The 26,160-nt window shown below is 54.3% G+C and carries 30 protein-coding genes; 16 read left to right on the top strand and 14 right to left on the bottom strand.

All coding sequences use genetic code 11. The annotated features are described in order from the left end of the window. Window positions 1–55: 55 nt before the first annotated feature. The 6 genes from flgG to flgB are packed head-to-tail and all read right to left on the bottom strand — an operon-like array spanning window position 56 to window position 4,454. Window positions 56–838 carry a flagellar basal-body rod protein FlgG gene (flgG, locus tag JZ655_RS07910; protein WP_040076171.1) on the bottom strand — a complete coding sequence of 261 codons (783 nt, stop codon included), beginning with the start codon at window positions 836–838 and terminating at the stop codon, window positions 56–58. An 11-nt stretch (window positions 839–849) separates the two neighbouring features. After that, window positions 850–1,605: a flagellar basal body rod protein FlgF gene (locus JZ655_RS07905; protein WP_046885706.1), complete on the bottom strand. Its 756-nt coding sequence runs from the start codon at window positions 1,603–1,605 to the stop codon at window positions 850–852. 20 nt (window positions 1,606–1,625) lie between these two features. Beyond that, complete coding sequence (gene flgE, locus JZ655_RS07900; protein ID WP_207293467.1) at window positions 1,626–2,897, bottom strand: flagellar hook protein FlgE; 1,272 nt, start codon at window positions 2,895–2,897, stop codon at window positions 1,626–1,628. A gap of 26 nt (window positions 2,898–2,923) precedes the next feature. Next, window positions 2,924–3,619 (bottom strand): flagellar hook assembly protein FlgD, encoded by a 696-nt coding sequence (flgD, locus tag JZ655_RS07895; RefSeq protein WP_040076174.1) that lies wholly within the window; start codon window positions 3,617–3,619, stop codon window positions 2,924–2,926. An 11-nt stretch (window positions 3,620–3,630) separates the two neighbouring features. Continuing rightward, complete coding sequence (flgC, locus tag JZ655_RS07890) at window positions 3,631–4,035, bottom strand: flagellar basal body rod protein FlgC (protein ID WP_040076175.1); 405 nt, start codon at window positions 4,033–4,035, stop codon at window positions 3,631–3,633. A 2-nt stretch (window positions 4,036–4,037) separates the two neighbouring features. After that, window positions 4,038–4,454: a flagellar basal body rod protein FlgB gene (flgB, locus tag JZ655_RS07885; RefSeq protein WP_046885708.1), complete on the bottom strand. Its 417-nt coding sequence runs from the start codon at window positions 4,452–4,454 to the stop codon at window positions 4,038–4,040. 159 nt (window positions 4,455–4,613) lie between these two features. Between flgB and flgA the strand changes: the two genes are divergently transcribed. The 3 genes from flgA (at window position 4,614) to flgN (ending at window position 6,087) form a co-directional block, all read left to right on the top strand. Further along, window positions 4,614–5,273, top strand: a complete 660-nt coding sequence (gene flgA, locus JZ655_RS07880) for a flagellar basal body P-ring formation chaperone FlgA (RefSeq protein ID WP_046885740.1) — start codon at window positions 4,614–4,616, stop codon at window positions 5,271–5,273. Between the two features lie 93 nt (window positions 5,274–5,366). Next, complete coding sequence (gene flgM / locus JZ655_RS07875; RefSeq protein WP_040076177.1) at window positions 5,367–5,654, top strand: flagellar biosynthesis anti-sigma factor FlgM; 288 nt, start codon at window positions 5,367–5,369, stop codon at window positions 5,652–5,654. Between the two features lie 7 nt (window positions 5,655–5,661). Continuing rightward, on the top strand, window positions 5,662–6,087 hold the full coding sequence (flgN, locus tag JZ655_RS07870) for a flagella biosynthesis chaperone FlgN (RefSeq protein WP_040076178.1): 426 nt from the start codon (window positions 5,662–5,664) through the stop codon (window positions 6,085–6,087). A gap of 53 nt (window positions 6,088–6,140) precedes the next feature. Here flgN and murJ read toward each other — a convergent pair whose 3' ends face one another. The 4 genes from murJ to rimJ all read right to left on the bottom strand — a co-directional run bounded on the left by murJ (window position 6,141) and on the right by rimJ (window position 9,976). Beyond that, complete coding sequence (gene murJ, locus JZ655_RS07865; protein WP_207293466.1) at window positions 6,141–7,676, bottom strand: murein biosynthesis integral membrane protein MurJ; 1,536 nt, start codon at window positions 7,674–7,676, stop codon at window positions 6,141–6,143. A 129-nt stretch (window positions 7,677–7,805) separates the two neighbouring features. Then, complete coding sequence (locus JZ655_RS07860; RefSeq protein WP_046885709.1) at window positions 7,806–8,729, bottom strand: Gfo/Idh/MocA family protein; 924 nt, start codon at window positions 8,727–8,729, stop codon at window positions 7,806–7,808. Between the two features lie 2 nt (window positions 8,730–8,731). Continuing rightward, on the bottom strand, window positions 8,732–9,382 hold the full coding sequence (locus tag JZ655_RS07855) for a YceH family protein (RefSeq protein WP_040076181.1): 651 nt from the start codon (window positions 9,380–9,382) through the stop codon (window positions 8,732–8,734). A 9-nt stretch (window positions 9,383–9,391) separates the two neighbouring features. Continuing rightward, a complete protein-coding gene (rimJ, locus tag JZ655_RS07850) occupies window positions 9,392–9,976 on the bottom strand; it encodes a ribosomal protein S5-alanine N-acetyltransferase (protein WP_207293465.1) in 585 nt (194 codons plus the stop codon). A 232-nt stretch (window positions 9,977–10,208) separates the two neighbouring features. Here rimJ and mdtH point away from each other — a divergent pair, with 232 nt between their 5' ends. The 10 genes from mdtH (at window position 10,209) to JZ655_RS07800 (ending at window position 17,635) form a co-directional block, all read left to right on the top strand. Beyond that, complete coding sequence (gene mdtH / locus JZ655_RS07845; RefSeq protein WP_046885711.1) at window positions 10,209–11,417, top strand: multidrug efflux MFS transporter MdtH; 1,209 nt, start codon at window positions 10,209–10,211, stop codon at window positions 11,415–11,417. 62 nt (window positions 11,418–11,479) lie between these two features. Then, entirely contained in the window at window positions 11,480–12,127 is a 648-nt protein-coding gene (grxB, locus tag JZ655_RS07840; protein WP_046885712.1) for a glutaredoxin 2, read from the top strand. A 124-nt stretch (window positions 12,128–12,251) separates the two neighbouring features. Continuing rightward, on the top strand, window positions 12,252–12,812 hold the full coding sequence (locus JZ655_RS07835) for a lipoprotein (protein WP_207293464.1): 561 nt from the start codon (window positions 12,252–12,254) through the stop codon (window positions 12,810–12,812). 124 nt (window positions 12,813–12,936) lie between these two features. Then, window positions 12,937–13,983 carry a dihydroorotase gene (gene pyrC / locus JZ655_RS07830; protein WP_207293463.1) on the top strand — a complete coding sequence of 349 codons (1,047 nt, stop codon included), beginning with the start codon at window positions 12,937–12,939 and terminating at the stop codon, window positions 13,981–13,983. 75 nt (window positions 13,984–14,058) lie between these two features. Continuing rightward, on the top strand, window positions 14,059–14,304 hold the full coding sequence (gene dinI, locus JZ655_RS07825) for a DNA damage-inducible protein I (RefSeq protein WP_046885715.1): 246 nt from the start codon (window positions 14,059–14,061) through the stop codon (window positions 14,302–14,304). A gap of 269 nt (window positions 14,305–14,573) precedes the next feature. Beyond that, window positions 14,574–14,828: a biofilm formation regulator BssS gene (gene bssS, locus JZ655_RS07820; RefSeq protein ID WP_040076189.1), complete on the top strand. Its 255-nt coding sequence runs from the start codon at window positions 14,574–14,576 to the stop codon at window positions 14,826–14,828. 116 nt (window positions 14,829–14,944) lie between these two features. Beyond that, window positions 14,945–16,060, top strand: a complete 1,116-nt coding sequence (gene solA / locus JZ655_RS07815) for an N-methyl-L-tryptophan oxidase (RefSeq protein WP_207293462.1) — start codon at window positions 14,945–14,947, stop codon at window positions 16,058–16,060. Between the two features lie 57 nt (window positions 16,061–16,117). After that, window positions 16,118–16,237 carry a YceO family protein gene (locus tag JZ655_RS07810; protein WP_046885716.1) on the top strand — a complete coding sequence of 40 codons (120 nt, stop codon included), beginning with the start codon at window positions 16,118–16,120 and terminating at the stop codon, window positions 16,235–16,237. A 254-nt stretch (window positions 16,238–16,491) separates the two neighbouring features. Further along, window positions 16,492–17,058, top strand: a complete 567-nt coding sequence (locus JZ655_RS07805) for a cytochrome b (protein ID WP_207293461.1) — start codon at window positions 16,492–16,494, stop codon at window positions 17,056–17,058. 1 nt (window position 17,059) lies between these two features. Beyond that, window positions 17,060–17,635 (top strand): YceI family protein, encoded by a 576-nt coding sequence (locus JZ655_RS07800; protein WP_040076191.1) that lies wholly within the window; start codon window positions 17,060–17,062, stop codon window positions 17,633–17,635. A gap of 44 nt (window positions 17,636–17,679) precedes the next feature. On the opposite strand, the gene trhO is transcribed toward JZ655_RS07800, so the two are convergent. Then, window positions 17,680–18,729, bottom strand: coding sequence for an oxygen-dependent tRNA uridine(34) hydroxylase TrhO (gene trhO / locus JZ655_RS07795; protein ID WP_207293460.1), 1,050 nt, complete (start codon window positions 18,727–18,729; stop codon window positions 17,680–17,682). A 218-nt stretch (window positions 18,730–18,947) separates the two neighbouring features. Here trhO and JZ655_RS07790 point away from each other — a divergent pair, with 218 nt between their 5' ends. The 3 genes from JZ655_RS07790 (at window position 18,948) to JZ655_RS07780 (ending at window position 21,723) form a co-directional block, all read left to right on the top strand. Further along, window positions 18,948–19,874, top strand: a complete 927-nt coding sequence (locus JZ655_RS07790; protein ID WP_207293459.1) for a Kdo(2)-lipid IV(A) acyltransferase — start codon at window positions 18,948–18,950, stop codon at window positions 19,872–19,874. A gap of 126 nt (window positions 19,875–20,000) precedes the next feature. Next, window positions 20,001–21,251, top strand: a complete 1,251-nt coding sequence (mdtG, locus tag JZ655_RS07785) for a multidrug efflux MFS transporter MdtG (protein ID WP_207293458.1) — start codon at window positions 20,001–20,003, stop codon at window positions 21,249–21,251. 97 nt (window positions 21,252–21,348) lie between these two features. Beyond that, complete coding sequence (locus JZ655_RS07780; protein WP_040076196.1) at window positions 21,349–21,723, top strand: MysB family protein; 375 nt, start codon at window positions 21,349–21,351, stop codon at window positions 21,721–21,723. Here JZ655_RS07780 and JZ655_RS07775 read toward each other — a convergent pair whose 3' ends face one another. From JZ655_RS07775 to mdoG, 3 genes are read right to left on the bottom strand one after another with little or no spacing between them, the layout of a single operon-like run. After that, a complete protein-coding gene (locus JZ655_RS07775) occupies window positions 21,724–21,951 on the bottom strand; it encodes a YceK/YidQ family lipoprotein (protein ID WP_040076197.1) in 228 nt (75 codons plus the stop codon). A 57-nt stretch (window positions 21,952–22,008) separates the two neighbouring features. Further along, window positions 22,009–24,537 carry a glucans biosynthesis glucosyltransferase MdoH gene (gene mdoH / locus JZ655_RS07770; RefSeq protein ID WP_046885721.1) on the bottom strand — a complete coding sequence of 843 codons (2,529 nt, stop codon included), beginning with the start codon at window positions 24,535–24,537 and terminating at the stop codon, window positions 22,009–22,011. Continuing rightward, entirely contained in the window at window positions 24,530–26,065 is a 1,536-nt protein-coding gene (mdoG, locus tag JZ655_RS07765; protein ID WP_207293457.1) for a glucan biosynthesis protein G, read from the bottom strand. The genes mdoH and mdoG overlap by 8 nt, the downstream gene beginning before the upstream one ends. Window positions 26,066–26,160 lie beyond the last annotated feature (95 nt).

Here is a 26,160-nt window from a genome sequence, read left to right as displayed (position 1 = left end):
CCTTCATCTTCGAAAACAGGGAGCCGGTGCGGGGATTACCGCACCGGGCTACACCTTAGAGTTGCGTCAGTTTCTGCAGCATCTGGTCGGTCGTCGACACTGCTTTACTGTTAATTTCATACGCACGCTGAACCTGGATCATATTCACCAGCTCTTCCGCGACGTTAACGTTAGAGGTCTCAACGTACCCCTGATAGAGCAAACCTGAACCATTCAAACCTGGCGTGCTCTCGTTCGGCGCGCCGGAAGACTGGGTTTCGATGTACAGGTTCTCACCGATGCTTTCCAGACCGGTGTCGTTCATAAAGGTGGTGAGGTTGAGCTGGCCAACCTGCACAGGTGCCGCCTGGCCCTGCTGGGTCACGCTCACGACCCCGTCACGCCCGATAGTGATGCCGAGGGCGTTGGCCGGAATGGTGATCGCTGGCTGTACCTGGAAACCGCCTGCGGTGACCAGCTGGCCGTTCTGATCCACCTGGAACGAACCATCACGGGTATAGGCGGAGGTGCCATCTGGCAACTGTACCTGGAAGAAACCCTGCCCTTTGATGGCCACATCTTTACTGTTATTGGTCTGAGACAGGTTACCCTGGCTATGCAGACGCTCGGTCGCTACCGGACGAACGCCGGTACCAATCTGCAAACCGGACGGCAGCGTTGTCTGTTCAGACGACTGCGCACCTGGCTGGCGGATGGTTTGATAAAGCAAATCTTCAAAAACGGCGCGTTGACGCTTAAAACCATTGGTGCTTACGTTCGCCAGGTTGTTGGCGATCACATCCATATTGGTTTGCTGCGCATCCAGGCCAGTTTTTGCGATCCATAAAGAACTGATCATAGGAAGTCCTGTTAAGTCATTGCCAACAGTTGGTTAGCTTTGCCCGCGTTCTCATTCACGCTGCTGATAACTTTCATCTGCATCTCGAAACGACGTGCGCTGGCGATCATATCGGTCATGGCTTCAACCGGTTTGACGTTACTGCCCTCCAGTACGCCAGACATAACGCGAATGGTTGGGTCAGCCTGCAGGGCTGCGCCTCGGGTTGCCTGAGCCGCCTGCGTCAGACGGAAGATACCGTCGTCGCCACGCTGCACTTCGTTACCCTCGGCCTTTACCAGCTTCAGACGGCCGACCGGTGCCACCGTATTCGGCGGATCGCCCGGGTTAAGTGCAGAGATGGTTCCGTCTGCGGCAATAGTGACCTCAGAGCCTTCCGGCACGGCGATCGGTCCTGCTTCGCCAATCACCGGACGCCCCTGAATCGTCAGTTGTCCCGCCGCATTCACCTGAATGTTACCGTTACGGGTATAACCTTCTGTACCGTCTGCGGTCTGTACCGCCAGCCAGCCATCCTGCTGCAGCGCCACGTCCAGCGGACGCGAGGTGTAGTCCATTTGGCCAGGGGTCATATCTGCGCCCGGCGTCGAGGCGGTGACCAGCGTACGCGTTGGCAAGGACAAGCCTTCTACCGGTACCGCACGCAGCGCATTGAGCTGGGCACGAAATCCGGGTGTCGAGGCGTTAGCCAGGTTACTGGCGGTCACTGCCTGCTGATTGAGCGTCTGACTGGCAGCGCCCATCGCGGTATATATTGCGTGATCCATTAAGCTATCCCGTCAGCCACTTAGCGAAGGTTAACCAGCGTGTTGAGGATCTGGTCCTGGGTTTTGATGGTCTGCGCGTTCGACTGGTAGTTACGCTGCGCAACGATCATGTTCACCAGCTCTTTACTCAGATCCACGTTCGAGGCTTCCAGCGCACCGTTGGTCAGTGAACCGAAGTTGCCGGTACCGGCGGTACCCAGCAGCGCCACGCCAGAAGACTGGGTCGCAGACCAGACGTTATTACCTTCGGACTGCAGACCTTCGTTGTTGGCGAAGTTCGCCAGCACGATCTGGCCCAGAACCTGGGTCTGTTCGTTGGAGTAGTTACCCACAACGGTACCGTCATCGTTGATCTGATAGCTGACCAGATCGCCTGGCTTATAACCGTTCTGCGTGGTAGCAACTACGTTATTAGCACCGGTGTTTTGCTGCATGGAATTGAGGAAGCTCAGGGAGAATGTTGCAGGCGTCGCACCGCTGACTGAGTCAGTAGCGATTCTAATACCCAAAGCAGGATCAGTATTAGCTGGTCCTTCGATAACATCGCCAGGATTCGCCGTATCCGGAATATAATCATTAACTGAGGTCAGATTACCGTTCTCGTTAAAGTTCATGACTGCTTTTTTCGCGAAGGGAGAATTCGCTACGCTGCTATCTTGGGTATACAGATCCCACTTGTTGTCCTCGGTTTTAACATAATAAACGTTCATATTATGCTCGTTACCTTGACTATCAAACACCGTCACGGTCCCTTTTTTGTTGTAGCTATCAGGGTCAGTCGGATCGAATGCTTTCGTCGGTATGCTGTCGGTAGAGTTCAAGTTAATCTGCTGAGTTGCTGTAGTGGTGGATTTCGCCGCCATCAAGTTATTTGGAACGGAAATAGCCTGTGGGTTCGCACCGGTCTGCACCGTTGGTGGCGTACCCGCGACCGGATAACCGGTCAGCTGCAGGCCCTGCATGTTCACCAGATTACGGTTTTCATCCAGGCTGAACTGGCCGTTACGGCTATAGAACACGGAACCGTTGCTGTCGACCATACGGAAGAAACCGTTCTGGCTAATGGCAACATCCAGGCCACGGCCGGTGTTGGTCGTAGTGCCGTCGGTGAAATCCTGGGTGATGCCGGCCACTTTGACGCCCAGACCCGCTTTAGAACCCGCAAACATATCCGCAAAAGAGGCGGTTGAGGATTTAAAACCATAGGTCGCGGAGTTGGCAATGTTGTTACCAATGACATCGAGGTTGGTGGCCGCAGCATTCAGGCCGCTGACCGCTTGAGAAAAGGCCATGACTTACTCCTGATAAGTATTAAGGCTTAGATAATCTGCCGAACTTGGTCGAGCGTGGTGGTACCGTAGGTACCCAAATCCAGTTTGTTGCCATCGCTACCCCGCGTGACGCCCTGAACCAGCGCAAACTGCAGAGGTTGTGCCACCAACTGGGTCGTGCCGCTGCTGGCAGAAATGGCAACGTTATAAGAGCCGTTCGGCGCGGTCGTGCCGTCGGCCAGCGTGCCATCCCAGGTAAAGGTGTGAACACCCGCTTTCAGTTCACCAATGTCAATGGTGCGAACGACGGCGCCAGCCTTATCGGTAATGGTGGCTGTCACTTTGTCGGCAGGCTGCTGCAGCTCAACGCCAAACGGCGTTGTCGACGTATTGCTGGTACCGTCGGTAGTGTTGGTACCGGCAAGGATGGTGCTACCCGGGATCATCACGCCATGACCAATCAGGCTGCTCGCCTGCAGAGACTGGCTGTTGTCGATCTGGCCGGAGATAGAGCCCAGGGTGGTGTTCAGTTTTTCGATGCCGCTAACGGTACTGATCTGCGCAAGCTGCGTGGTCAGTTCGTTATTCTGCATCGGGTTGGTGGGGTCCTGGTTTTTCAACTGCGCCACCAGTAGCGTTAAGAAGCTGCTCTGCAGATCCGACGCTTTGCTACCCGTCAACGAGCTGGAGCTGGCTGCGCTGGTAGCATTGGTGGTGTCATTCATATTGACTGCAATGGACATGCGAGTCTCCTTTACTGACCGAGAGTAAGCGTTTTGAGCATCATGCCCTTGACGGTATTGAGTACTTCAACGTTTGCCTGGTAGCTGCGGGAGGCAGACATGGTGTTCACCATCTCACCCACGACATCCACGTTTGGCATTTTGACGTAGCCATTGGCATCGGCCAGCGGATTGCCTGGCTCGTACACCAGTTTGTCCGGCGCCTGGCTCTCGATCACATCAGCGACTTTTACCCCACCGGTCGCTGCGCCTGGCGCAGCATTGACCTGGAAAACAACCTGTTTTGCACGGTAGGGTTGACCATCTGGGCCCGTCACGCTGTCGGCGTTTGCCAGGTTACTGGCAGCCACGTTCAGACGCTGGGACTGGGCGGTCAACGCGGAACCGGCGATATCAAAAATATTCAGTAAAGCCAAAATTAATTGCCTCCCTGCAGGACATTCATCATGCCTTTAATTTGTCCACCGAGAACGGTCAGCCCCATCTGGTACTTCAGGCTGTTATCGGCAAACTGCGTACGCTCCCGGTCCATATCTACGGTGTTGCCGTCGAGAGATGGCTGATCGGGAACGCGGTAAAGTAAATCGGTGGTCGGGGTGTTAACGACCTGAGCGGGAATATGGCGTGCAGATGTCAGCGCAAGGGCAACGCCGGTGTTTTCGGCCCGTCCACGCTCCATCACTTTTTTAAGTTCACTGGAAAAATCAATATCGCGCGCCTGAAACCCGGGGGTATCAGCGTTCGCGATATTGGCGGCCAGAATCTCCTGACGCTGGGCGCGTAAGTTGAGCGCTTCCTGCTGAAAACGTAGCGCGGCGTCGAGTTTATCGAGCATGTCTCCTCCGCTGATGGCAAAATTTCAGTTCACAGCTTAAATCTCAACCCGTCACCCTTATCGACGGAATAAGCGCAAAATGCGTCGCTATTTATTGCGTTGATGAGAAAGGACGACAGGTAGAATCCCTCTCATCCTGGAACTGGCGGGTATTTTATGATGCGCATTTTCAAACGTGGTCTTGCGGCAACCTTATTGCTCTGGAGCGCCCTCTCCTCTGCGCAGGATCTGGACGCGCAGCTGACGGCATTTTTTGCCCAGCGGCTGGCCGGCATTAGCGATGAGGTCACCGTGACCATTCGTTCCCCGGCTAACCTGCTGCCCAGCTGTGAGCAGCCCTCATTTAGCGTACCGGGCAGTGCCAGACTGTGGGGCAATCTCAGCGTGCAGACACGTTGCGCCAATGAGAAGCGCTACATTCAGGTTGCAGTTCAGGCGATGGGCAATTATGTTGTCGCCTCCCAGGTGATTGCTCGCGGCAGCGTGTTGCAGCCCGGTAGCGTAACGCTTAAGCGCGGCAGACTGGATCAGTTGCCACCGCGCACCATGCTGGATATCAACCAGGCGCAAGATGCCGTCACGCTTCGCGATGTGGCGCCAGGGCAGCCGCTGCAATTGAGTATGCTGCGTCAGTCATGGCGTATTAAAGCCGGTCAACGCGTGATGGTTGTCGCCAGCGGAGACGGCTTTAGCGTGAACAGTGAAGGCAAGGCGTTGAACAACGCAGCGGTGGCGCAGAATGCCCGCGTGCGTATGGCTTCCGGCCAGGTGGTCAGTGGAACGGTCGGTTCTGATGGGAATATTCTGATTAACCTATAATCTTTTTAAAGATTTTGCGGCGGCTGCCGATAAAGTAGTAACAAATGATGATGTCAGGCACCAACGCCGCGAACCCTCTATGAGGACAACACAATGAGCATTGATCGTACATCGCCCGTAAAGCCGGTTAGCACTGTACAAACTCGCGAAACGAATGACACTGCCACGCCAAAAACTCGCCTTGAAAAAACGGCGTCGGCTAACAGCACCAGCGTGACGCTGAGCGATGCCCAGGCGAAGCTGATGCAGCCGGGTAGCAACGATATTAATATGGAACGCGTTGACGCGCTGAAAACCGCTATTCGTAATGGCGAACTAAAAATGGATACCAGCAAAATTGCTGACGCGCTGATTCAGGAAGCGCAAAGTTTCTTAGAGTAAAAACCGTATGAGTCGTCTCTCGGAAATACTGGATCAAATGACGGTCATTCTTAATGACCTGAAAACGGTAATGGATGCTGAACAACAACAGCTCTCTGCCGGGCATATCAGCGGCAGCGCACTTCAGCGAATTACTGAAGATAAAAGTTCGCTGCTCGCCACTCTGGATTACCTGGAGCAGCAGCGTCGCGCTGAGCAAGTCTCCCAACGTAGTGCGAATGATGATTTCGCCGAACGCTGGCAGACAATTACAGAAAAAACCCAGCAGTTGCGCGACCTTAACCAGCACAATGGTTGGTTACTGGAAGGACAGATTACCCGCAACCAGCAGGCGCTGGAGGTTCTGAAGCCACATCAGGAGCCAGGCCTGTATGGCGCGAATGGACAACAGTCCGCCTCGCGCGGCGGCGGCGGTAAGAAGTTTTCTATCTAATCGCGCCAGCGAGAGAGGAACGGGGAGCACAGTCTGTGACTCCCCTTTTTTCGTTACGCCGTACGGCGGGTGAACTCTTTCACTTTAAAACCGAGAATGGCCAGGGTCGCAAAGTAAGCCACCACGCCGGTCACCACGACCGCCATTAACCGCAGCAGTCGATAGAGCATCGTGCCCTGCGCCCAATCCGGCATAACATGCAGCATGCCCACTAATGCCGCCGCCATCACCAACACCGCTATCACCAGACGCACCAGGAAACGTGCCCAACCCGGCTGCGGAGTAAAGATCTTCTGTTTACGCAATTGCCAGTAGAGCAGCGCGGCGTTAAGACATGCCGCCAGACCGATAGAGAGTGCCAGGCCAGCGTGCTTAAGAGGGCCAATAAACGCCAGGTTCATCAGCTGGGTCATAATTAAAGTCACAATGGCAATTTTGACCGGCGTTTTGATGTCCTGGCGCGAATAGAAGCCCGGCGCCAACACTTTCACGACGATCAGCCCCATCAGTCCTACCGAATAGGCAATGAGCGCCCGCTGGGTCATGGCCGCATCAAACGCGGTAAATTTGCCGTACTGGAACAGCGACACGGTCAGCGGCTTGGCCAGGATCCCCAGCGCAACCGCACTGGGAAGTGCCAGCAGGAAGCAGAGCCGCAGCCCCCAGTCCATCAGGCGGCAATATTCATCATTATTGCCGCTGGCAAAGCTTTTCGACAGCGACGGCAGCAAGATGGTGCCCAGCGCCACGCCCAGCACGCCAGAGGGAAACTCCATCAGACGATCGGCGTAATACATCCATGAAACCGATCCTGAGGCAAGGAAGGAGGCAAAAATGGTGTTGATAATCAGCGAGATCTGACTAACGGAGACGCCCAGGATCGCCGGCCCCATCTGTTTGACGACACGCATCGCTCCGGCATCGCGCAGGTTGATGCGCGGCAAGACCAGCATGCCAATTTTCTTCAGATGCGGTAGCTGATAAGCCAGCTGCAACACGCCGCCGACGGTCACCGCCCAGGCAAGGGCCAGCACCGGAGGGTTAAAGTGCGGCGCGGCAAACAGCGCAAATCCGATCATGCTGATATTGAGGAACGTGGGGGCAAACGCCGGTACCGAGAAGCGGTTCCAGGTATTGAGAATCGCCCCTGCCAGAGAGGCGAGCGATATAAGCAAAATATAGGGGAAAGTGATCTGCAACAGCTGGGTGGTGAGAGCAAATTTGTCCGCCGTGTTGGCAAAGCCTGGCGCGGTCACCATGATGACCCACGGCGCTGCCAACATCCCCACCACGGTGACGATGGCCAGCGCCAGGGTCAGCAGACCCGAAACGTAAGAGATAAACACCCGGGTGGCATCTTCGCCCTGCTTACTTTTGTACTCAGCCAGGATTGGGACAAACGCCTGCGAGAAAGCCCCTTCAGCAAAGATACGACGCAGCAGGTTGGGCAACTTAAAGGCGACGAAGAAGGCATCGGTCGCCATGCCTGCACCAAAAACCCTCGCCACAATGGCATCGCGTGCAAAGCCCAGCACGCGAGAAAACATGGTCATCGAGCTGACGGCGGCCAGCGATTTTAATAGGTTCATTAACGTGAATTTCCACAACCACACGGCAAAACGCCTGCAGTGCAGGCGTTGAAAGAAGCGCTTAGTCTACCTGGATTCCGGGGAATTACTATCGGCAGATGTTACAGGGGTTGAACCCGCAGATAATGGTTACTCGCTCATCGCCTCGCGCCACAGCTTCTCGACGATGCGCTGAGCCATAATGGCCTGCTCGCCCGCCGTCTCCGGAATGGTCTGATTTTGCACGCACTCAATAAAGTGATGCGCGCAGCCTGCAAAACCCCGCTGCTCCAGCGTACTCTGCCAGCCCGGTACCGGGCGGTGTACCACCCCCTGCCCTCTCTCTTCTCGCCACTCACGCATATCGGTGACATCCACCAGCGCACCGTCGGTGACGGCCTGAACCCACTCCCGTTGACTGCCCGCCCGCCGATGCATGGCGGTTGTAATCTGCAAATGGTTAATACTGAAATGGTGCTCGGCATAGACCATCTCGCCTTGCTCGTTCGCCAGCAGGGTGCCGCTATCGAGCTGCGCGTTACCGCCTGCCAGCCACAGTGCGGTGTCTACCACGTGCAGATAGTCGTCGAGCAGCGTGAAGCGCAGATCGCCGGGGCCGACGCTGTCAGCGCGGTGCTTATCCATTCGCAGAGAAGCCGCGCCAGAGAGCTGACTTTTCAGCGACTGATACAGGGGGGCAAAACGGCGATTGAAGCCCACCATCAGGGTGAGTTTTTTCCGCGCGGCCAGTTCAATCAGACGCTCGGCATCCTGAATATTTTCTGCCAGCGGTTTATCTACGCAGACATGCACGCCGGCGTTGAGCAGTTCGCTCACCACCTGGTAATGGGTAGCCGTAGAGGTATGAACAAAGACCGCGTCGCACTGCTGGGCCAGTTCGGTCAGCGAGCCGGCATAGGGCATGCGGAAGGTCTCACAGATACGCAGCGCTTTATCCCGCGACGGAGACCAGGCCCCCTGCAGCGTCCAGTCGGTGGCGGCGCTCAATACCGGCAGCCAGGCTTTCTGAGCAATGCCGCCCAACCCTACAACACCTACGCGTAATTTTGTCACAGTTAATCTCCCAGATGTGCCAGCAGCGAATCGAGCCGCTGTTTTAGGTCGGCGACTTCACCTTCCAGCGCCTCGACGCGGGCAAGCAGGCTCTCATCCTCTACCGGCGCCACCGCCTCAACCACGTTTATCAGCGTTTCGACATTGCCGCTAAAGAGATGCATATAACGGCTCTCACGTTTGCCCGGCTCCCGCGGCAGACGCAAGACATAGGGCCCGTCTTCGCGGGAGGCCAGATGTTCCAGCGTTTGCTCAATCTCCTGCATATCGGCAAATTCATACATCCGCGCGGCCCGGCTGCGCAGTTCACCCGGGGTTTGAGGCCCACGCAACAGCAGTGTGGTAATGACCGCCACCTCGGCGGGATTGAGTTTCAGGTCGCCAAATTCAGAGTTGCAGAAACGCTGCTCGTACTTTGTGACGCGGTTGCCGAACCCGCTCACTGTTCGTAGATAGTGGCGCTTGACCAGCGCATCAAGCAGATCCTGAACCTCATGTTCTGCAAGGTTCATCACCGGCTCGCGGTTAGTTTTTTGGTTACAGGCAAGCGTCACGGCATTGATCGACAGGGGATACTGTTCAGGGGTAGTGATCTGTTTTTCAAGCAGGCTGCCGATCACCCGCGCTTCCATAAGCGATAACTGATATTTCATGACATCTCCTTAGCGTCCTGAGCTCCACTCTTTGGTTGTGAGCGCCGTCAGGACATGATCGCGCCACTCGCCGTCTATCAATAGATAATCTTTCGCGTATCCCTCTTTTTCAAAGCCGAGACGCGCCAGCAGATCGCCGCTGCGCTGATTGTGCGGCATATAGTTCGCCATAATGCGGTGAATATGTTGGGTGCGCTGCATATAGCGAATGGCGGCGGAGAGCGCCTCGAACATCAACCCCTGCCCTTGCCACTTCTGGCCAATTGAATAGCCGAGATAGCAGGCATGAAAAGACCCGCGCACCACGTTGGAAAAATTGGCGATGCCGATGATCTCTTTTTCATCGGGATCGAGCAGCGCGAAATAGAATGCCGAGCCCTGCTTATGGAACTCTGCAATCATTCCCAGGCGCGCCTGCCACCCGGAGGGATAACAGTGGCTCTCATCCCGAATGGGCTCCCAGGGTTTTAAAAACTGACGATTCTCGGCGTAATAATCCGCCAGACGCCAGGCATCACGCTCGTGCACCAGACGCACAACCAGCCGGTCGGTCGTCAGGCGCACCTTCGGCACATTACTGCGATAGCCAAACATCGATACCACTCCTTCCCGTTACAACCTCGGCCCGTTATCTTTACTATACCTGTGCGGTTGCCGTCTGTGAAAACAGTGACATACCATTTTCGTGACTTTTCACACTTTACGATGAAAAGCGCCAATCAAAGTCTTCGTTTGATAAAAAAATATTGTCGCCGGGACAGTGGGAAAAATGTTCATAACCCCGCAGAATATTAGCGCGCTTACCTTTTAATTTCCCGGAGGGGAAATGTCCCGCATCTCGCAGGCCCGGAACCTGGGTAAATACTTCCTTCTCGTCGATAATATGCTGGTAGTACTGGGCTTTTTTGTCGTATTCCCTCTGATTTCGATTCGCTTTGTGGATCAAATGGGCTGGGCGGCATTAATGGTCGGTATTGCCCTCGGCCTGCGCCAGTTTGTGCAGCAAGGGCTGGGGATCTTTGGTGGCGCGATTGCCGACCGCTTCGGCGCCAAACCGATGATCGTCACCGGCATGCTGCTACGTGCGGCCGGGTTTGCCACCATGGGCATTGCTCACGAACCCTGGATACTCTGGGCCTCCTGCCTTATCTCCGGGCTCGGAGGAACATTATTTGACCCACCGCGCACCGCGCTGGTGGTCAAACTGATTCGCCCGCAGCAGCGTGGACGGTTTTTCTCCCTGTTGATGATGCAGGACAGTGCCGGCGCGGTGATTGGCGCCCTGCTGGGTAGCTGGCTACTGCAGTATGATTTCCGCCTGGTCTGCGCCGTAGGTGCCGTCCTCTTTATCCTGTGCGCGGGCTTCAACGCCTGGCTACTGCCTGCGTGGAAACTCTCCACCGTTAAGGCCCCGGTGCGCGAAGGGATGGGCCGGGTGCTGCGGGACAAACGCTTCGTCACCTACGTGCTGACCCTGGCGGGCTATTACATGCTGGCGGTGCAGGTCATGCTTATGCTGCCCATCATGGTCAACGATATCGCCGGCTCTCCGGCAGCGGTGAAATGGATGTATGCCATCGAAGCCAGCCTGTCGCTGACTCTGCTCTATCCGATTGCCCGCTGGAGCGAAAAGCGGTTTCGTCTGGAGCACCGGTTAATGGCTGGACTGCTGTTAATGTCGATCAGCATGCTGCCGATCGGGATGGTCAGCTCGCTACAGCAGCTGTTTATTCTGATCTGCACTTTTTACATTGGCTCGATCATCGCCGAACCGGCACGTGAAACCCTGAGCGCCCAGCTGGCGGATGCCCGTGCACGTGGTAGCTATATGGGCTTTAGCCGCCTCGGACTGGCGATTGGCGGTGCGCTGGGTTATGCAGGCGGCGGCTGGCTGTTTGATGCCGGCAAAGCATTCAGTCAGCCGGAGTTACCCTGGGTGATGCTGGCGGTGATCGGGGTGATCACCTTCTTCGCGCTGGGCTGGCAGTTCAGCCACAAACGTAGCGCGGGCACCATGCTGGAGCCTGGGGCCTGATTTGTCTCATGCTTTTTTCTCCTCCATACTGACTATTGATGGTCAACAACTGGAGGAGAAACGTGAAACTTTATATTTACGATCACTGCCCGTTCTGTCTTAAAGCCCGAATGATTTTTGGTCTGAAGAATCTACCCGTCGAACTCATCACGCTGCAGAATGATGACGAAGCAACGCCCACGCGGATGATTGGTAAGAAAATGGCCCCCATCCTGCAAAAAGACGACAGCCGTTACCTGCCCGAAAGCATGGATATCGTCCACTATGTCGACCAGCTTGATGGCAAGCCGCTGCTCACTGGCAAGCAAAACCCCGCCATTGAAGAGTGGCTACGCAAAGTGAACGGTTACGTGAATCGTCTGCTTATCCCCCGCTTCGCGAAATCTGCGTTTGATGAGTTTTCTACACCAGAGGCCCGTGCGTACTTCGTTGAGAAGAAAGAGGCCGCTATCGGCAGCTTTGATGAGCATATGGCCCACACCGCCGGTCTGGTAAAAAATATCAGCGATGACCTGCGGGCGCTGGACAAGCTCATCGTCCAGCCTAACGCCGTCAATGGCGAGTTATCTGACGATGATATTCACCTCTTCCCACTGCTGCGTAACCTGACGCTGGTCGCGGGCATTACCTGGCCAACGCGGGTCGCGGACTATCGCGATAACATGGCGAAGCAGACCCAAATCAACCTTCTCTCTTCCCAGGCACTGTAAGCCCGGACGGGCGGGCACCCTCTGCCCGCCCGTTGATTTCAGCTTTTTCTGCTGGTCTGTAACACTCTCGCCTGACATACTGGCTCGCCGGGCGTTAAGTGCTGACATTATGTTGAGGAAAAACATGAAGAAAATCGTTATTGCCGCTGCGTTTATAGTGAGCGGCCTGCTGGTTGGTTGCAATCAGCTTACTCAGTACACCGTCAGCGAGCAGGAAATTAACCAGGCGCTTCAGAAACATAATAATTTTGCCAAAGATATCGGCGTCCCCGGCGTGGCGGATGCGCATATTGTACTGACCAACCTGGACAGTAAGATTGGCCGGGAAGAGCCAAACAAAGTGATGCTCTCCGGTGATGCCAGCCTGGACATGAACTCCCTGTTTGGCAGCCAGAAGGCCAATATTCAGCTCAAATTAAAAGCGCTGCCGGTCTTCAACAAAGAAGAAGGGGCGATTTATCTGCAGGAGATGGAGATTGCCGATGCGGTCGTCACGCCGGAGAAAATGAAACCGGTACTTCAGACCCTGATGCCTTATCTCAACCAGTCGCTGCGCAGCTACTTCAATAAACAGCCAGCCTATATCCTGAGTAAAGATAAGAGCAAAGGCGAAGCGTTGGCGAAGAAATATGCCAAAGGCATTGAAGTGAAGCCGGGAGAAATCATAATCCCCTTCACTGAGTAAATATAACGGCGCTTCGGCGCCTTTTTTTTGGAAAAAGAGTGCAAACGAAAACGTTTCCGCCTATCCTTTGTGTCCGGCAAAAAACAGCCTTCATGACTGATTCCTACCAAGCCGGAGCATACTAATGACTGCACATCCCCAGGTTCTGAAAATCCGCCGTCCTGACGACTGGCATATCCATCTGCGTGATGGCGACATGCTGGCCACCGTCGTGCCTTATACCAGTGAAATTTATGGCCGCGCGATTGTCATGCCTAACCTGGTACCGCCAGTCACTACCGTTGATGCCGCTATTGCCTATCGCGACCGCATCCTCGCTGCCGTACCGGCCGGGCATAACTTTACGCCGCTGATGACCTGCTACCTGACTGACACGCTGGATCCGGCAGAGATTGAGCGCGGCTTTACCGAAGGGGTTTTCACCGCCGCCAAACTCTATCCGGCAAACGCCACCACCAACTCCAGCCACGGCGTGACCAGCGTCGATGCCATTATGCCGGTACTGGAGCGCATGGAGAAACTGGGTATGCCGCTGCTGGTGCACGGTGAAGTGACCCATGCCGACATCGATATCTTCGATCGTGAAGCCCGCTTTATCGATACCGTGATGGAACCGCTTCGCCAGCGCCTGCCGGGTTTGAAAGTGGTGTTTGAACACATCACCACTAAAGATGCCGCAGATTATGTCCGCGAGGGCAACGAGCGTCTGGCGGCAACCATTACCCCGCAGCACCTGATGTTTAACCGCAACCATATGCTGGTTGGCGGCGTGCGTCCGCATCTGTACTGCCTGCCGATCCTGAAGCGTAATATCCACCAGCAGGCGCTGCGTGAGCTGGTCGCCAGCGGTTTTGACCGCGTGTTCCTGGGTACAGACTCCGCGCCGCATGCACGTCATCGCAAAGAGGCCAGCTGCGGCTGTGCAGGCTGCTTTAATGCGCCTACCGCACTGGCGAGCTATGCCCAGGTCTTTGAGGAGATGAATGCCTTGCAACATTTCGAAGCTTTCTGCTCGCTTAACGGCCCGAAATTCTACAACCTGCCGGTTAACGATACGTTCGTTGAACTGGTGCGCGAAGAGAGCCAGGTGGTGGAGTCGATTGCCCTGACGGATGACACCGTAATTCCATTCCTGGCGGGTGAAAAGGTGCAATGGACGGTTAAAGGTTAAAAAAATGGTCGCCCCCTGTTGCGTTGGCATCAATAGAACTGTATAAATACACAGTATATTGCACAGGGGGTTATTATGCGTATTGAAGTCACGATCGCCAGAACCACAGCCATGCCTGCCGGCGCGCTGGATGCGCTGGCGGGTGAATTATCCCGTCGTATCAACGATTCCTTTCCCGAGCGCGATGGTGCCGTTACCGTGCGTTATGCTGCCGCCAATAACCTGTCAGTATTAGGTGGTGCCAAAGAAGATAAAGAGCGCATCAGCGAAATCCTCCAGGAGACCTGGGAAAGCGCTGACGACTGGTTTATTACCGATTAAGTTTTACGCCCTCATTGTGTTTTTTGCCGGGTCGCCCCGGCTTTTTTTCGTTTCGTTTTAAGAAAGTTCCCCGCCCTGCCAGACTTCTTTTAAAATCGTGAGCATCACGGTGATTTATTGTTCGAACATTCCTAAAATGTAACTATTTACGTTGCGATGGTTTCTTTTTCCGATCAGAACCCTTATTTAATGTATACTGAAGTAGCTTCAGAAAAACACGCATTGAACCTCAAAGTCGTTGTCTTCTAACACGTATTAAGGGGGTTAAGATGGAAAAGAATAATGAAGTCATCCAGACCCATCCTCTCGTCGGCTGGGATATTAGCACCGTAGACAGCTACGACGCGCTGATGTTGCGCTTACACTACCAGACCCCAAATCAGGCGGACCGTGAAGAAGCGGAGGTTGGGCAGACTCTGTGGTTAACAACAGATGTCGCACGCCAGTTTATTTCTATTTTAGAAGCAGGAATTGCAAAAATAGAATCTGGTGACTATCAGGAAAATGAGTATCGTCGACATTAAGAATATGCCCATTTTTCACTCAACAGGCACCTCAGGGTGCCTTATTTATTTCTCCCTTGTATAACCCCGCCATGTTAATTACTCTGCTATGTAAAGTGCAGCGTAAAGAGATTTATATGAAATACGATCTAATCATTATTGGCAGTGGTTCCGTCGGCGCCGCCGCAGGTTATTATGCAACGCGTGCCGGGCTGAAGGTATTGATGATAGATGCCCATATGCCGCCACACACCGAAGGGAGCCACCATGGTGATACCCGCCTGATTCGTCACGCTTACGGCGAAGGTGAGCGCTATGTCCCGATGGTGTTACGCGCGCAGGCGCTGTGGGATGAGCTGGCAGAGATTAGTGGTGAGGCCGTCTTTGAGCGTACCGGCGTGATCAACCTGGGCCCTGCTGATTCTGAATTTCTGACAAATGTCGCCCAGAGCGCGCAGAAGTTTAACCTCAACGTAGAGTCTATGAGCAGCGAGGCCATTATGGCGCGCTGGCCTGAAATTCGGGTGCCTGAGAACTATGTCGGTCTGTTTGAAGGCAGTTCTGGGGTATTACGTAGCGAACTGGCGATTAAGACCTGGATTGCTCTGGCGAAAGAGTCCGGATGCGCGCAGCTGTTTAACTGCCCGGTGAGCCGCATTCAGCATGGTGATGATGAGGTGACGGTAGAAACGGCTGATGGTGCATATAGCGCGCATCGACTGCTGGTCAGTTCGGGGACCTGGGTCTCTAGCCTGGTGCCTGACCTGCCAGTGCAGCCAGTGCGCAAAGTCTTTGCGTGGTTCCAGGCCGATGGCCGCTACAGCAGTAAAAACCACTTCCCGGCGTTTACCGGCGAGTTGCCAGACGGCAATCAGTTCTACGGTTTTCCTGCTGAAAATGATGAACTCAAGATCGGTAAACATAACGGCGGGCAACCCATCACGTCCCAGCAAGAACGCGTCCCCTTTGGTGCCATAGCCAGTGATGGATCGGAGTGTTTTACATACTTACGGAATGTACTGCCGGGCGTAGGCGGTCTGCTGCATGGAGCAGCCTGCACCTATGACAACACCCCAGACGAAGATTTTATTATCGATACGCTGCCAGGGCATGATAATACGTTGCTGATCACCGGCCTCAGCGGTCATGGCTTTAAGTTTGCCAGCGTACTGGGTGAGATTGCCGCGCAATTTGCCCAGGATATCACGCCGTCGTTTGATCTGACGCCCTTCTCCTTAGCACGCTTTCGCTGATAATTGTCCCAGGCTTCGGGATGCCGAAGCCTTTAACTTTTCGCAAATGGGAAGTGAATGCGACGCCTGCTTAACTATCTGATCAACAATATTCGTGAGCATCTGATGCTCTATATTGTGCTGTGGTCATTATTAGCCGTTATCGATGTCGTTTATATTCTGTTCTATGCGGCATAACCCCTGACACAACCTTACATTTCTTAAAATAACTATAAATTCATCGCAAATAATTTGAATGTTATTAACCCAATGAAACCTGCTGCAGAGCTGCTAAACATTTCATTTTTTACGAAAAAGCTGATGTAAAATCCCTGTCATCATCAAAGTAACTGAAAGATAAAAATTAATAGTCATTATTATTAAATATCATTTGCATTACTATTTCTGACACGTCATGTTGACCGCACATTAATATTATTGCGGTACTGACTATGCAGTTACGTAATTCCCCGACACGCTATGGTGTTATTTCCCTTTTATTACACTGGGTCACGGCCATTGTCGTTTATGCCATGTTTGGCCTCGGGTTGTGGATGGTCACGCTTAGCTACTACGATGGCTGGTACCATCAGGCACCCGAGCTGCATAAGAGCATTGGCATCCTGTTGATGATGGGTCTGGTGATCCGCATTATCTGGCGCCACGTCTCCCCGGTACCGCCGCCGCTGCAAAGCCAGACTCGCCTGACCCGACTGGCGGCCGCCTCGGCCCATATCGCCCTTTACGGCCTACTCTTTGCCATTCTAATTAGCGGCTACCTGATTTCCACCGCCGACGGCAAGCCCATCAGCGTATTCGGCCTGTTTGATGTCCCTGCACTATTGGCAGATGCCGGTACGCAGGCGGATCTCGCGGGTTCACTACATCTATGGCTCGCCTGGAGCCTGGTTGTTCTTTCCGTTTTACATGGCCTCGCCGCCATCAAACATCACGTTATCGATAAAGATGCCACCCTGACACGTATGTTGGGTAAAGCGTCGTCTGACTCTGGAGCATAAGATGAAAAAAAGCCTGCTGGGATTAACCTTAGGAACTCTGCTGTTCACCACCGGCGCCGCCGTTGCAGCAGACTATACAATTGATAAACAAGGGCAGCACGCCTTCGTCAACTTCCGCATCCAGCACTTGGGCTACAGCTGGCTGTACGGCACCTTTAATGATTTCGATGGGTCTTTTACCTTCGATGAAAAAAATCCGGCTGCCGATAAAGTGAATGTCACGATCAATACCAACAGCGTAGACACTAACCACGCTGAGCGTGATAAACACCTGCGCAGCGCAGAGTTCCTGAACGTGTCGAAGTTCCCGCAGGCGACTTTCGCGTCTACAGAAGTTAAAAAAGCAGGTGACGGACTGGATATCACCGGTAACCTGACCTTAAACGGCGTGACTAAACCAGTGACGCTGGCAGCGAAGCTGATTGGTCAGGGCGACGATCCGTGGGGCGGCAAACGCGCCGGGTTTGAAGCTGAGGGTAAAATCCGTCTGAAGGACTTTAATATCACTACCGATCTGGGTCCGGCATCGCAGGAAGTGGATCTGATTATTTCTGTTGAAGGCGTGCAGAAGAAGTAAGTGAAGTCGGCCCGGTTGCTCGCTGCAACCGGGCCGGACAGCCGTTATTCCGGGTCAGGAATACCCAGGCGGGTATTGAGACGACCACGAGACTTATTGAAGATTTTATTACCGTTTTCACGTCCCGCGCGGCGACGGCGCTGCTCCTCTTCAGGCAGAGCGCTCTCTTCGCTGCACAGTTCACTACAGCAGCCATTAAACTTCTCAGCACATGCCGGGCACTGAATAAACAGTAGATGACAACCGTCGTTTTTGCAGTTGGTATGCGTGTCGCATGATGTACCGCACTGATGGCATTGCGAGATTACATCCTCTGAAATTCGCTCACCCATCCGCTCATCGAAGACGAAGTTTTTACCGATAAATCGTACCGGCAGGCCCTGCTCACGGGCACGGCGGGCATACTCAATAATGCCGCCCTCAATATGCCACACCTTATTGAAGCCGTTGTGCTTCATCCAGGCACTGGCCTTTTCACAACGGATCCCACCGGTGCAGTACATAACGATCTTTTTATCTTTATGTTCCTGCATCATCTCAACGGCTTTAGGCAGTTGCTCACGGAAGGTATCTGCCGGGATCTCCAGCGCATCCTCGAAATGGCCCACTTCATATTCATAGTGATTACGCATATCGATAAACACCGCATCGGGATCGTCGAGCATGGCATTCACTTCAGCCGCCTTCAGATAGTCACCCACGTCGCTGGCATCGAAGGTCGGGTCGTCAATCCCATCGGCGACGATGCGTTCACGCACTTTCAAACGCAGCACCCAGAAGGATTTACCGTCATCTTCCAGCGCCACGTTCAGACGCAGCCCATTCAGTGCAGGATCGAAGCCGTAGAGATAATCACGTAACGCGTCGACTTTGCTTTCAGGCACGCTAATCTGCGCATTGATGCCCTCTTTAGCCAGATAAATGCGGCCAAATACGTTCAGCGCAGTCAGGGCTTTGTAGAGGGTGTCACGCGTTTCGTGCGGATTGACGATGGTGAAGTATTTATAGAACGAGATAGTCGTGCGCGGCTCTGTTTCGGCCAGCATGCGCGCTTTTAACTCCTCGTTCGAAATGCGGTTGTGTAACACTGGCATGGTGTACGGTTCCTGCAATCGTTAGAGAATCAAATCGGGCCGCATGATATAGCAAACAATGAGAATTTACATCCCTTCATTTTGCGCTACATTTCTGACTCACAAAATTTCGTTTTGCGCTTTACCCGCAACATGAGATCGCTTTTTTTGCAGAAATTTGGGCAATAGATTGAAAAATGCGACAATGCTGCATAAGGACGTTTAAGAACAGGAAAAACATGACCCATTTACCTCAATTTTCCATGGCGCTACTCCATCCACGTTATTGGCCTACCTGGCTGGGGATCGGTTTATTATGGTTAGTGGTAAAGCTGCCCTACCCCATCATCTATCGCCTTGGCTGTGTTCTGGGCCACCTTGCCCTGCGCCTGATGAAACGCCGTGCCCGCATTGCCGATCGCAATCTGGAGCTCTGCTTTCCGCAAATGGACGCAAAGGCACGCCATGAGATGGTGGTTAAAAACTTTGAATCCGTCGGTATGGGGCTGATGGAAACAGGCATGGCCTGGTTCTGGTCTGATAAGCGGATGGCACGCTGGTATGACGTCACCGGTACCGGCATGGGTCCGGTGCATCAACTTCAGGCCGATAAAACCGGCGTGCTGTTGATTGGGGTCCATTTCCTCACCCTCGAAATCGGTGCACGTATTTTTGGCATGCAGGCGCCCGGCATCGGCGTTTATCGCCCCAACGACAATCCGGTGATTGACTGGTTACAAACCTGGGGACGTATGCGTTCCAATAAGAGCATGATTGACCGTAAAGACCTGAAAGGGATGATTCGCGCCCTGAAATCAGGTGAGGTCATCTGGTACGCGCCAGATCATGACTATGGTCGTAACGCCAGCGTCTTTGTCCCCTTCTTTGCCGTAGAAGAGGCAGCAACGACCTCCGGTACCTGGATGCTGGCGCGCATGTCTAAAGCGGCGATTGTTCCCTTCGTACCGCGGCGAAAACCTGACGGTAAAGGCTATGAACTTATGATGCTCGAGCCCGAGCTGGCTCCCCCGCTTGACGATGCCGAGACCACCGCCCGCTGGATGAATGAGGTTGTGGAGAAGTGCATCATGCTGGCACCTGAACAGTATATGTGGCTACATCGTCGCTTTAAAACCCGGCCGGAGGGCGTTCCCTCCCGCTATTAATCTCCCCGGGGCGGCCAGCAGGCCGCCTCTCTTTTAGCGATAAAAGCCCTCCTCCATTGCAGCAATCATCACGCAGGCGCATAATTAGCAGGCTTATTACCTCTCATAATATTATTGCGGATTGCTATGTCGCCCTCAGATGCCCCTATAAACTGGAAACGTAATCTCGCGGTTGCGTGGTTCGGTTGTTTTTTAACCGGCGCAGCCTTCAGTCTGGTCATGCCTTTTCTGCCGCTGTATGTCGAACAGCTCGGGGTGACCGGCCATAGCGCGCTGAATATGTGGTCGGGGCTGGTGTTTAGCATTACTTTTCTCTTTTCGGCCATTGCCTCCCCCTTCTGGGGCGGACTTGCTGACCGGAAAGGGCGCAAAATCATGCTGCTGCGCTCAGCGCTGGGCATGTCCATTATCATGGTGCTGATGGGGCTGGCACAAAATGTCTGGCAGTTGCTGATTTTGCGCGCCTTGCTGGGCTTGCTGGGCGGGTTTGTGCCCAATGCCAACGCGCTTATTGCTACGCAGATACCGCGACATAAAAGCGGCTGGGCGCTGGGTACGCTCTCTACCGGGGCGGTAAGCGGCGCACTCCTCGGCCCGCTGGCGGGCGGTTTTATGGCCGATATTTATGGCCTGCGGCCGGTCTTTTTTATCACCGCGGCGGTGCTGTTCATCTGTTTTATCGTCACCTTGCTGTGCATTCGGGAAAACTTTACCCCGGTGGCGAAGAAAGAGATGCTCCATGCGCGTCAGGTGATAGGCGCCCTGAAAAATCCGAAACTGGTGTTAAGTCTCTTTGTCACGACCTTAATCATTCAGGTTGCGACCGGCTCTATAGCCCCCATCCTTACGCTCTATGTGCGCGATTTAGCGGGCAACGTGAGCAATATCGCCTTTATTAGCGGGATGATTGCCTCGGTACCCGGCGTGGCGGCGCTGATCAGTGCGCCGCGACTGGGTAAACTCGGCGATCGCATTGGCCCAGAGAAAATCCTGATCGCAGCCCTGATCATTTCGGTGCTGCTGCTGATTCCTATGTCGATGGTGCAGTCCCCCTGGCAACTGGTCGTATTACGTTTCCTGTTAGGAGCCGCTGACGGGGCGCTATTGCCCGCCGTACAGACCCTGCTGGTCTACAACTCCACCAACCAGATTGCCGGGCGGATATTCAGTTATAACCAGTCTTTTCGCGATATTGGTAATGTCACCGGGCCGCTGGTGGGGGCCGGTGTCTCTGCGAGCTTCGGCTTCAGGGCCGTCTTTATTGTGACGGCCTGCGTCGTGCTCTTTAACGCCATCTATTCCTGGCTCAGCATGGCGAGAGCTACGCGCAAATCGCCGCGAAATCCCCCTTCTTCCTCCCCGGCAGTGCGTCATTAAGAAAAATGGCTGACGGCTTTCCGCGCATTCATACTTGCAATTTCAGTGGATAAGCTATCCTTTCCCTGAATGCTATGTCGAAAACAGGGAGACACTTATGACTATGTACGCCACGCTGGAAGAAGCTATTGACGCTGCACGCGAGGAGTATCTCGCCAATAATCCAGGCATTGAGGAAGAGAATGCGAATATTGAGCAACTCAATATTCAAAAATATGTTCTGCAGGATGGGGACATTATGTGGCAGGTCGAGTTTTTTGCCGACGATGGCCAGGAGGGGGAATGCCTGCCGGTATTAAGTGGCGAAGCAGCGCAGGCTGTTTTCGACGGCGATTTCGATGAAATTGAACTGCGCCAGGAGTGGCTGGAGGAGAATACCCTCCATGAGTGGGATGAAGGTGAGTTCCAGCTCGAACCGCCGCTGGATACCGAAGAGGGGCAAACCGCGGCAGACGAGTGGGACGAGCGTTAACTATTCGTACGGCCCGTGATGGGCATCAATGGGCAGGAGCAGCGTATCAAATATCAGCGAGAACGGCAGGTCCAGCACCGTCAGGTAGCGCCATGCGGAATCGCGTACATCCCACTGCACACCGGGATAATATTGATTACCATGCCCCTGTCCAGGGATGGTGCGACTAATGATGCTTCCGCATCCAGTTAGCATCAGGGACATCATGATGACGATGATGACTTTCATGGTTACCTCATAGAAAAAAATACCGGCCCACAGGCCGGTATTTTTTTTACCTCAGGCTTATTTCGCCTTCAGCGCCAACGGATTAAGCTTCAGCGTCTCGTAATGGCTAACCCACGACGAGTATCTCTCCGGGGCTGACCAGACGCGATAGTGCAGACGCGACATGGTCACCGGATCGCTCAACAGCACCAGACGACGGTCACGGTTCAGTTTTTCAGGCGTTTCATTCAGCGCCTGTTCCACATGACGATCGCGGGCGATCTCCAGCACCTGACTTGCCCGGTGACGGGCCGTTGCCATCGCCGTAGAGAGCGCGTTAAAGGATGGGTTAAATACGGCGTGCATAAACCCATCTTCCAGCGAACGGCTACGGTTAAGCTCAAGGAATCTGTCAGTGTCAACCAGCACCTGCGGCGGCGAATACTCTTCCGGAATGAGGAACAGTTTCCAGCGCTTGGTACGCAGACCGACCGTTGAACGGCTGGATATCACCGACACAAACGGCGACAGAATCAGCGAGAAGACAATCGGTGCCAGCCAGAAGAGGAAACGCAGATCCAGCCATGCCATACCCACTGCCCAAACCAGACCCAGCAGCAATTGCGAACCATGACGCATAAAGGCTTCGCTCCACGGCGTGGAGTCGTCGTCACGCTGCGGTGAGTTCCAGACTACTTCCCAGCCGAGGAAGGCGCTAACCACGAACACGGTGTGGAACAGCATACGTACCGGCGCCAGCAGCACCGAGAACAGCACTTCCAGCAGCAGCGAGAGCGTGACGCGGAAAAAGCCGCCATACTCCTTCGAGCCTTTACACCAGATGAGCACAATACTCAGCAGCTTCGGCAGGAACAGCAGCACCATGGTTGACGCAAAGAGCGCAATCGCCAGTTCAGGGCGCCACTGCGGCCACACCGGGAAAAGCTGGCGCGGTTGCAGGAAGTATTGCGGCTCGGTGAGCGCATGCACCACCTGGAGCGCCGTGGACAGCGCAAGGAACATAAACCACAGCGGCGCAGAGAGGTAAGACATTACCCCGGTGAGGAACACCGCACGGTGAACCGGGTGCATCCCTTTAACCAGGAACAGACGGAAGTTCATCAGGTTCCCGTGACACCAGCGGCGGTCGCGTTTCAGTTCATCCAGCAGGTTTGGCGGCAGCTCTTCATAGGAGCCTGGCAGATCGTAAGCGATCCACACCCCCCACCCGGCACGACGCATCAGGGCGGCTTCAACGAAGTCATGGGAGAGGATAGAACCGGCAAAAGACCCTTCGCCTGGCAGCGGCGCCAGGGCGCAATGCTCGATAAAGGGTTGAACACGGATGATGGCGTTATGGCCCCAGTAGTGGGATTCACCCAACTGCCAGAAGTGCAGGCCCGCGGTAAACAGCGGCCCGTAAACACGGGTGGCAAACTGCTGGCAACGCGCATACAGCGTATCCATACCCGACGCTTTCGGCGAAGACTGGATAATGCCAGCGTTCGGGTTCGCCTCCATCAGGCGCACCAGACCAGTCAGACAGTCGCCCGTCATAACCGAGTCGGCGTCCAGCACCACCATATAGCTGTACTGGTTACCCCAGCGACGGCAGAAGTCATCGATGTTACCGCTTTTACGCTTCACACGACGGCGGCGGCGACGATAGAAGATCTGCCCTTCGCCCTGCACTTCCGCAATCAGTTCCATCCACGCTTTCTGCTCAGCAACGCAGATATCGGGGTTGTAGCTGTCGCTCAGAATATAAACGTCGAAGTGCGCCGCGTTACCGGTGGCTTTCACCGACTCCCAGGTAGCGCGCAGTCCGGCGAAGACGCGATCCACGTCTTCGTTACAAATCGGCATGATCAGCGCAGTACGGTGCTCGGGATTCAGGGGTTCATCCCCCACCGTAGAGTGCGAAATGCTGTATTTGTCACGGCCTATCAGCAGCTGCAGGAAGCCCATCAGCGCGGTCCAGAAACCGGCCGAGACCCAACAGAAGAGTACGGCGAACAGCAGCAGGATGCCGCTTTGCAGAATGTACGGCAGGATCTGCATAAAGGAGACGAGCAGATCCTGATCGAGCATGTCTGCCGGGTTGATCAGTGCCCACCCCTGGTAAGGCAGAATGGTTTTCATGTACCAGGTAGCGACAACGGTTTGCGCCACGGTCAGCAACAGCAAAATATAGCGACGGATGCTGCCCACGGTACGCCATTTTTGCTCGCTCGCCTGCTGCTCTTTTGTGAGACGAGAAAGATAGCGCGGCGTAACGTCGCGCCCACGCAGACGATCCCAGAAGCGGCCTACCGGGTTCGTGCGCCACGGATCCGGGAACATGGAAGAACGCGTCGCCTTCGGCATTGCCTCAAGCTGGGTACGCCCTTCGTCATCCTTTATCAGTTGCCCTTCAGCCAGCGAATCGGGCCAGGCCTGCTCAAGGCGAGCCTTGACCGAGCCCAGCGGCGTATCGTCGTCACGGGTATATGGGTGACGTTCTGCATCCAGCGCGGTGTGTACCGCGCGGATATCGTCCTTCGGCAATGCCGCTTTCTCTATGTCAGAGAGCGGCATGGCGTCGATATACTCAGTTGTCTTATTCATTGGCAGGTAGCTGATAGCTCCAGGTTTCACTCAGCGGCTGGTCGGCGTTCACCAGAGCGGCACGCATTTCAGTCGGCTGTTTCGCATCTTTCACTTTCACGCGCAAGGTTAAACGCCACCCTTTAGTGACCGGGTTATAGCGCACACTGTTTTCAACGATTTCACCGTTGTCTCCAATGCTGGCCTGGGCGGTTACAGGGGTATCTGGCGCAAGCGTCTTCATGTTCTGACCGGCAAAATCCACCACAAATGCGATGGTGCCATCGGGCTGACGAATCAGGTTCGACTGCTTCACATCACCGGTAGAGCGACGCGTTTGCATGACATACGCGTTATCCGGAGCATGAAGTTTGTCTTCATCGCGGCTCAGCGTGATGGTGTACTTGAAGTTCATCTCTTTACCGGCTTCCGGCAGCTGATCCGGCGTCCAGTACGCAACGATATTATCGTTGGTTTCATCGTTGGTCGGGATCTCTACCAGTTCAACCTTGCCTTTACCCCATTCGCCCTTCGGCGTAATCCAGGCGCTTGGGCGCAGGTCGTAGCGGTCATCGAGATCTTCAAAACGAGAGAACTGGCGGCCACGCTGCAGCAGGCCGAAGCCTTGCGGGTTTTCCATCGCGAAGCTGCTAACAGCCAGATGTTTCGGGTTATTCAGTGGACGCCAGATCCATTCGCCATTACCGGCATGAATCGACAGTCCATTGGAATCATGCAGCTCAGGACGGAAGTTGGTCGCCGGAGAGGGCTGGTTCGGCCCAAACAGGAACATACTGGTCAATGGCGCAACGCCCAGCTTGCCCACTTTATCGCGCAGGTAAACTTTGGATTGAACGTCAACCACCGTATCGCGGCCTGGAATGATCACAAAACGGTACGCGCCGGTCGCGCGAGGGGAATCCAGCAGTGCATAAACCGTCAGACGCTTGTCGGTAGGTTTTGGACGCTCGACCCAAAACTCACGAAAACGCGGGAACTCTTCGCCAGAGGGCAGCGCCGTATCAATGGCCAGACCGCGCGCAGAGATACCGTACACCTGGCCGGCACCGATCACGCGGAAATAACTTGCGCCAAGCATGCTGACGATTTCGTCATTTTTATCTTTGCTGTTAATAGGATAAAGCACCTTGAAGCCAGCAAAGCCCAAATCTTTTACCGTGTCTTTATCGTGCTGTACGTTGCCAAAATTAAAATAATCCGGGCTGTACTTGATTTTACGCACTGCCGTGGCGGTCACTTCATTAATGGTGACTGGCGTGTCGAAATACATCCCCTGGTGATAAAACTCAAGCTTGAACGGGGTCTTAGTGTTGTTCCAGTAAGCTTTGTCGCGGTTAAACTGGATCTGCTGATAGTCCGCATATTTCATGTCGCGGAAAACGGAGGGCAGGTTACTTTTTGGCGCTTCATAGCTCTTGCCCGCCATCGATTTTGCCTGTTTTGCGACGTCGTCGATGGTAAAGGACCAGGCCGATGAGGTATATAGAGACAACAGTACAGCTGCCCCCAACCAACGCATTTTCATCATTTGTGGTTTATGTTTCATAATAAGTAAGCACTTCCCCCTTTGTGTGCTTATATCGATCCGATCCATTTTAATGGAAAATCAGGCATTCCGACAAC

It is taken from the genome of Leclercia pneumoniae, assembly GCF_017348915.1.
Classification (GTDB): domain Bacteria; phylum Pseudomonadota; class Gammaproteobacteria; order Enterobacterales; family Enterobacteriaceae; genus Enterobacter; species Enterobacter pneumoniae.
The sequence above is the reverse complement of the archived record's forward strand: the minus strand, read 5'-3'. Positions and strand labels throughout refer to the sequence as shown.